The 6,476-nt window shown below is 65.6% G+C and carries 7 protein-coding genes; 4 read left to right on the plus strand and 3 right to left on the minus strand.

What is annotated here, in order from left to right:
* The first annotated feature begins 4 nt into the window (after positions 1 to 4).
* On the plus strand, positions 5 to 1,993 hold the full coding sequence (gene cobT, locus ACK4TE_RS12855; RefSeq protein ID WP_409911927.1) for a cobaltochelatase subunit CobT: 1,989 nt from the start codon (positions 5 to 7) through the stop codon (positions 1,991 to 1,993).
* Positions 1,994 to 2,140: 147 nt separating this feature from the next.
* Here cobT and ACK4TE_RS12860 read toward each other — a convergent pair whose 3' ends face one another.
* Complete coding sequence (locus tag ACK4TE_RS12860; RefSeq protein ID WP_409911928.1) at positions 2,141 to 2,605, minus strand: thermonuclease family protein; 465 nt, start codon at positions 2,603 to 2,605, stop codon at positions 2,141 to 2,143.
* Positions 2,606 to 2,975: 370 nt separating this feature from the next.
* Between ACK4TE_RS12860 and ACK4TE_RS12865 the strand changes: the two genes are divergently transcribed.
* Positions 2,976 to 3,551 carry a hypothetical protein gene (locus ACK4TE_RS12865; RefSeq protein WP_409911929.1) on the plus strand — a complete coding sequence of 192 codons (576 nt, stop codon included), beginning with the start codon at positions 2,976 to 2,978 and terminating at the stop codon, positions 3,549 to 3,551.
* A 5-nt stretch (positions 3,552 to 3,556) separates the two neighbouring features.
* Here ACK4TE_RS12865 and hisE read toward each other — a convergent pair whose 3' ends face one another.
* Positions 3,557 to 3,907: a phosphoribosyl-ATP diphosphatase gene (hisE, locus tag ACK4TE_RS12870; RefSeq protein WP_409911930.1), complete on the minus strand. Its 351-nt coding sequence runs from the start codon at positions 3,905 to 3,907 to the stop codon at positions 3,557 to 3,559.
* A gap of 127 nt (positions 3,908 to 4,034) precedes the next feature.
* Here hisE and ACK4TE_RS12875 point away from each other — a divergent pair, with 127 nt between their 5' ends.
* Complete coding sequence (locus tag ACK4TE_RS12875) at positions 4,035 to 4,850, plus strand: crotonase/enoyl-CoA hydratase family protein (RefSeq protein WP_409911931.1); 816 nt, start codon at positions 4,035 to 4,037, stop codon at positions 4,848 to 4,850.
* Positions 4,851 to 4,892: 42 nt separating this feature from the next.
* Here ACK4TE_RS12875 and hisF read toward each other — a convergent pair whose 3' ends face one another.
* Positions 4,893 to 5,651, minus strand: a complete 759-nt coding sequence (gene hisF / locus ACK4TE_RS12880) for an imidazole glycerol phosphate synthase subunit HisF (RefSeq protein WP_409911932.1) — start codon at positions 5,649 to 5,651, stop codon at positions 4,893 to 4,895.
* A 237-nt stretch (positions 5,652 to 5,888) separates the two neighbouring features.
* Here hisF and ACK4TE_RS12885 point away from each other — a divergent pair, with 237 nt between their 5' ends.
* Positions 5,889 to 6,074, plus strand: coding sequence for a hypothetical protein (locus ACK4TE_RS12885; protein WP_409911933.1), 186 nt, complete (start codon positions 5,889 to 5,891; stop codon positions 6,072 to 6,074).
* Positions 6,075 to 6,476 lie beyond the last annotated feature (402 nt).

Raw genomic sequence — 6,476 nt, forward strand, 5'->3', positions numbered from 1 at the left:
GCGGATGGCCAAGGACACCACCCCCCAGGAACTCTTCAGGGCCGCCCTCGCCGCCACCACCAAGGCGATGAGCGCGGAGCGCGAGCTTGAGATCGGTTTCGGCCCGGATGTCGGCGATCATGGCGCACGCATCGTCCTGCGCCCGCCGCCCGTCGAGATCGCGCCCGAGCTGGCTGCCCGCATCCGCGGCGAATCCGACGCGCTCGCCCTGCGCCGCGCCCATCACGACGCCGCCGCCCACCTGGCCAATCGTCCGCAAGGCGACCTTCCCCGCCGCGTCTACGAAGCCGCTGAAACCGCCCGCATCGAAAGCCTCGGCGCCAATGCGATGGCGGGCACCGCCGGCAATCTCGACGCCGCGCTCGATTTCCGCTGCCGCTCCACCAATTTCGGCGCGGGTTCGGAAGACCCCGAAGCCGTCCTCGCCCCCGCGCTCGAATTCCTGCTGCGCGAAAAGCTCACCGGCCGCCCGCTGCCTGAAAGCGCGGCCCGCGTCGCCAATGTCTGGCGTGAGAAGGTCGAGGCGAAAGCCGGCGACGCCCTCGAAACACTGATCGAGCAGCTCCACGACCAGAAACGCTTCGGCAAGACCATCCGCTCGATCATCCGGGATCTGACGGCTTCCGACACGCCCGGCGACGAGGCCGAAGCCGAGACCGAGGAACAGTCCGACCAGCAGGATGACAGCCAGAACCAGTCCTCCGAGGAAGATGCCCCCACCGAGGAGCAGATGGGCGCCTCCGCCGAACAGCTCGACGCCAGCGATTCCGACGAGATGGAAGGGGAGGAGGCCAACGTCTCCGTCGATCAGGACGCCGACCTCGACGCCGACGACACACCCGACGAGGAAGATGACGGCTCCAAACCGCTGCGCCCCAATTTCCAGCCGGGCGATGACCGCGACCGCTTTGTCTACAACATCTTCACCCGCGCGCATGACGAGACCGCCAACGCACAGGACCTCTGCGACAGCGAGGAACTCACCCGCCTGCGCGCCTATCTCGACCACCAGCTGCAGGGCCTGCAGGGCGCCGTCGCCAAGCTCGCCAACAAGCTGCAGCGCCGCCTGATGGCGCAGCAGAACCGGTCCTGGAGCTTCGACCTTGAAGAAGGCGTGCTCGACACCGCGCGCCTCACCCGCGTCATCACAGACCCCACCGCGCCGCTCTCCTTCAAGCAGGAAGACGACACCAAGTTCCGCGACACCATCGTCACGCTGCTGCTCGACAATTCCGGCTCCATGCGCGGGCGCCCCATCATGGTGGCTGCTCTGTGTGCGGACATTCTCGCCCGCACGCTGGAACGCTGCGCCGTAAAAACCGAAATCCTCGGCTTCACCACCAAGGCCTGGAAAGGCGGGCTCTCCCGCGAAGACTGGGTCAAGGCCGGCAAGCCGCAATCGCCTGGCCGTCTCAACGATATCCGCCACATCATCTACAAGGCCGCCGACATGCCCTGGCGCCGCGCGCGCCGCAATCTCGGCCTGATGATGCGCGAGGGCCTGCTCAAGGAAAATATCGACGGCGAAGCCCTCCTCTGGGCGCACGACCGGATGCTGGCCCGCCCCGAACAGCGCAAGATACTGATGGTGATTTCAGACGGCGCGCCGGTCGACGATTCCACGCTCAACGTGAACATCGGCAACTATCTCGAACGCCACCTCCGGCAGGTAATCGACGAGATCGAAAACCGCTCGCCCGTCGAACTCATCGCCATCGGCATCGGCCATGATGTCACGCGCTATTACAAGCGCGCCGTCACCATCGTCGACGCTGAACAGCTCGGCGGCGCGATGACGGAGCAGCTCGCCTCCCTTTTCGACGAACACCCGCCCAACCCCGCCGCCATGTCCATCCCTCCGCTCACGGAACGCACCGTCCGCGGCGCCGTCTCCGGGGCCGCCTCCGGCGCCCCCAGCTACGGCAAGAAAGTCGCCCTCGGCCGCGACGTCAAAACCACCACGGTTCAAGCCGTGAAACCGAAAAAGTCGTAAGGCAGGTCGGGCGGCAGGCTCTGACCCGCTCCTGCGCTATTCACAGGCGCACTTGTTGTCTCTTTTGCGGGCGTCCCACGGCTTCTGAAAACTTGTCAGGCCGTGCAGCCCGGCCTTGCGCTTCTGGGCGGTAAGTTCGGCTTTCTTTTAGATGCTGTCCTTGTCCTTCTTTTCGGCAAGCGCCCAGCCACTTTCAATCATCGCAAGGTTCACTTCGCCAGCATCGGTGTAGCAAAGCGCCACGAAACGCCCATAGCTTTTCCACGGCTTTCCGTCTTTCACCCGAAACCCGTCGCAACGGAAACTCGGATCGGAAATGTGCTTCTTGAGTTCCTCGATGGTCAGCGAATGGCAATCGACATTCTCGCGGCCGCGTCTGCAATCCTGCTTGGGCTCAACCGTTTCGATACCGTAGAGGCGGATTTCATGGATGCCCATCCAGATCGTGTCACCGTCGACAATCTGGCGGTCCTTCATGGGTGCCTCGAACTTGATGCGTCCCTGGGTCTGGTCCACTTCTTTCGGGAAAGAGGCCGTCGAGGATTGCGCAAAGGCAGATGCGGCAATCAGCTGAAGCGCGAGCGAAAGTATTCCGAGCAGGGCGATGCGCATCTAGGTCTCCGTTCCGGTAGATGAAGTGTAATTCCAGATTGCGAATCTTGCGATCAGAATCTTCAAGCTCTTTGTAGGCCGCGCGCCCCAACACCTCTCCCGCATTGCTGGAGAGGAGGGGCCCATCGCGTAGCGATGGGAGGTGAGGGCCTTCCGGCCCCAGAAATCTGATGTAGTCGGTGCCCCCAACGCAACACTGCCGCCCCATCCCGGCCCCCACCCCCCTTGTCATCCCGGCGGACGCCGGGACCCAGAAAAGCAAAGCAATACAGCACCCTCGCTGGGTCCCGGCCTGCGCCGGGATGACAAAGCGAGAAATTCTCTGGAAATCCAATCCGGCCGGGTCCGCAGCGGGGTTACTCTCCCGCTCATGGCCGAAGCGCGTCCTCATCCGAACCTCTGGCGCAGCATTGCGCAGCTGCTCGCCGTGCTGCGCGAGCTGATCATGTCCACCGCGCCGGATGCCTTCGCGGCGGTCTCGGCCGAAGCCCGCGCCCGGCTCACGCATCTCACGGCCCTCGTGCGCCGCTATATCCACATCCTCGCCGCCGAAACGGTCCTGCCGCCGCCGCGCCAGGTGAAGCCACAGATCAAGGACAAGACTGCAGGCAAACCCCGCCGCCCCTTCGAAACCCCGTTCAAACTGATCGAGCGCCCCGCGCCCGCGCGCGCCGGCCCCTCAAGACCAACCGACGGCGACCCGCCACAGCTGCAATGGGCCCTCCTCTGGGACGCCGCCCGCCGGCTCACCGAAGTCATGGCCGACCCCGCCCGCCATGCCCGCCGCCTCGCCCGCTACCTGCGCAAGCACACCGAAGCCCCCCCGCGAGACCTCGCCGTCCCCTGGTCCGTCCTGCGCCGCCTCGGCGCGCAAGCCGACGCCCTCCTCATCCACCTCGACCACAAGGCCAGACCCAAAGCCTGGGAAAACCTCGATACGTCGTGAACGGATCAATCTGACTTTCGCGCAGCTTTCTCATCAATGCCGCTGGTCCCCTGCCGGGATTCCAGCGACGCCGCCACATCATCGAGGCTCACGCCCCGCGACCTGAGCGCCACCAGCACATGATAGAGCACATCCGCCGCCTCGCTCGCCACGCGCGCGTCGCTCTCCCGGCGCACCGCTTCGGCCAGCTCGCCGCCCTCCTCCGCCACTTTCGCCGCGCAGGCATCCGGCCCCTTCGCCAAAAGCTTCGCCGTCCAGCTCTTGCCCGCATCGCCCTCGGCCGCGCGCGCATCGATGGTTTCGGCGAGGTAGGCGAGCGCCGCAGACAGCCGGGCAGGGGAGGCGAGATCAGTCATCGGAAGGCTCCTTCAGCCCTTTTCCCTAGCGTCCCGGCGCGCATCCGTCATCCCGATCTGGCCGCTCCCGCTTGACGGACGCCGGGGAAGGGCGCCAGCTTCTGCCAAAGATTTCCGGAGGATTGCCATGAAAGACCGTGTTTCGATCACCATGCTGGATGACGGCATTGCCGATGTCCGCCTCATCCGCACTGACAAGATGAACGCGCTCGACCCCGCCATGTTCGCCGGCATTGCCGAGGCGATCGGCATGCTGCGTGAAACGAAGGGCCTGCGCGTCGTGGTGCTCTCGGGCGAAGGCCGTGCCTTCTGCGCGGGGCTTGATCTCACCTCGCTCTCCTCCGGCCCCTCGGATGGCAAGAAGCAGGGCGAAGGCAGCGTCACGGGCAATCTCGGCGGGCGCAGCCATGGCATTGCCAATCTTGCGCAATACGTTGCCTGGGGCTGGCGCGAGCTGCCCGTTCCGGTCATTGCGGCGGCGCACGGCGTCGCCTTCGGCGGCGGGTTCCAGATCCTCTCCGGCGCCGATATCCGCTTCATCCATCCCGACACGCGCTGCGCCATCATGGAAATGAAATGGGGCCTCGTGCCGGACATGGCCGGCTTCCCGCTCTGGCGCGGCAATGTGCGCGATGATGTCATCCGTGAGCTGACCTATACCAACCGCGAGTTCAAGGGCACCGAGGCCCACGCGCTCGGCTTTGCCACGCATGTCAGCGAAACGCCGCTGGAAGACGCGCTGAACCTTGCCCGCATCCTCGCCCTGAAAAATCCCGCCGCCATGCGCGGCGCCAAGACGCTGTGCAATGCGATGGCGGATGGCACGGATGCGGAGCTTCTCGCCCTCGAAAGCAGCGAGCAGGTGAAAGTCATCCGTACACCGAACCAGATGGAAGCCGTCGCCGCCGAAATGCAGAAACGCAAGCCGGTGTTTACGGATTAGCTCCCGGGTCAAACGGCCTTCGGCCTTGCCCGGGATGACAGTTCATATGGAACGCACAGGGGCCCCCGCTTCGGCCAGCGCCGCGCGCGCCTCGGCCAGCGTCGCCTCGCCGAAATGGAAGATCGAGGCCGCCAGCACAGCGCTCGCCCCGCCTTCCAGAACCGCCGGTGCAAAGTCGCGCACGCTGCCTGCGCCGCCCGACGCGATCACCGGAATGGTGACGGCGGAGGAAACCGCTTTCAAGAGCGCGATGTCATATCCGCTTTTCGTCCCGTCCCGGTCCATCGAGGTCAGCAATATTTCGCCCGCGCCGCGCTTTGCCGCCTCGCGCGCGAAGGCGACCGCATCGATGCCTGTCGCCTTGCGTCCGCCATGCGTGAAGATTTCCCACCCCCTCCCGGATTTGCGCGCATCAATCGCCACCACCACGCATTGCCGCCCGGCCTTCGCCGCGCAGGCGGAGATCAGCACCGGGTCGGCCACCGCTGCCGAATTGATCGCCACCTTGTCCGCCCCCGCGCGCAGCAGCGCGACAAGGTCCTCCACCGAGCGCACACCCCCGCCCACGGTCAGCGGCATGAAGCACGCCTCCGCCGTCCGGCTCACGGTCTCCAGCAATGTGCCGCGCCCTTCATGGCTGGCGGTGATGTCGAGAAAGCAGAGTTCATCCGCCCCCTGAGCATCATACGCCCGCGCCAGCGCCACCGGGTCGCCCGCATCCTTCAGGTCAACAAAGTTGACCCCCTTCACGGTGCGCCCGTCCTTCACGTCCAGGCAGGGAATGATGCGCGTCTTCAGCATGGCGCGGGTTTAGCGACGCACGCGCAACCTGAAAAGCCCCTCTCCCGCAAGCGGGAGAGGGGTTGGGGATGAGGGGCTTGAAACAGGCGCAACCCACCCCCAGATCCGAACAAACCATGAACACGTACGCGCCCCTGCATGAAACCTCCGCAACCCGGCGCCCCAGCGCCTCGCCCCGCGCGCACGTCTGCGCTACTCTTTCCGCAGTGCCAGCTGACAGCCAGAGGAGACCCCGTCATGCGCCTGTTCAACCGCACCCTGCGCGCCGCCGAAGCCATCAAGGGCGAAGACACCGCCGAACTTCGCCGCGCCGCCCGCCTCTCGCCGCTCACGCAGAAAGAGATCGCTCCGCCCACGGAAGAATCCGACCTCACCCACGCCCTGCGGACCCGCCGCCTGCCGCGCACGGCCGAGCGGCACTAGGCCGGGCGCGCTTCGCGCCTTCAAGACGACTAGACCGCAGAGCCCCGCTCCCGAAGCTCATCCAGAGCGAAGTCGAAGGATAGAGCGGGGTCCCCGGCGCTGCGGCTCACGCCCATCCTTCGACGCCGCTCAGGATGAGCTCTCCCCCCCAACACGAAACCCTCCGCCCCCGGACAACCACCCCACCCCCTTCATCCCGGTTTTGCCAAAGGCGAAGGCGGGGCCCCAGGGATCAAAACGCATCTTATCGAAGCTGAAGCCCTAACATGATATAGAACGCATGACCTGAGACCCTCGGGTCCCTCATTCATTTCGAGAGTCTGGCCCTTTCATAGTCCATGGTTTGAGGTGTGGCGAGCGCGTCGGGAGCGAGGCTCCCCACATGCACGAGCGACCGGCGCG

The organism is Hyphomonas sp. (genome assembly GCF_046313975.1).
Taxonomy (GTDB): Bacteria; Pseudomonadota; Alphaproteobacteria; order Caulobacterales; family Hyphomonadaceae; genus Hyphomonas.

What these genes read in the sequence shown, in the direction of transcription:
- cobT (WP_409911927.1), top strand. Translation starts at nt 5, where the DNA reads ATGGCCAAGGACACCACCCCCCAGGAACTCTTCAGGGCCGCCCTCGCC.
- ACK4TE_RS12860 (WP_409911928.1), bottom strand. Translation starts at nt 2,605, where the DNA reads ATGCGCATCGCCCTGCTCGGAATACTTTCGCTCGCGCTTCAGCTGATT.
- ACK4TE_RS12865 (WP_409911929.1), top strand. Translation starts at nt 2,976, where the DNA reads ATGGCCGAAGCGCGTCCTCATCCGAACCTCTGGCGCAGCATTGCGCAG.
- hisE (WP_409911930.1), bottom strand. Translation starts at nt 3,907, where the DNA reads ATGACTGATCTCGCCTCCCCTGCCCGGCTGTCTGCGGCGCTCGCCTAC.
- ACK4TE_RS12875 (WP_409911931.1), top strand. Translation starts at nt 4,035, where the DNA reads ATGAAAGACCGTGTTTCGATCACCATGCTGGATGACGGCATTGCCGAT.
- hisF (WP_409911932.1), bottom strand. Translation starts at nt 5,651, where the DNA reads ATGCTGAAGACGCGCATCATTCCCTGCCTGGACGTGAAGGACGGGCGC.
- ACK4TE_RS12885 (WP_409911933.1), top strand. Translation starts at nt 5,889, where the DNA reads ATGCGCCTGTTCAACCGCACCCTGCGCGCCGCCGAAGCCATCAAGGGC.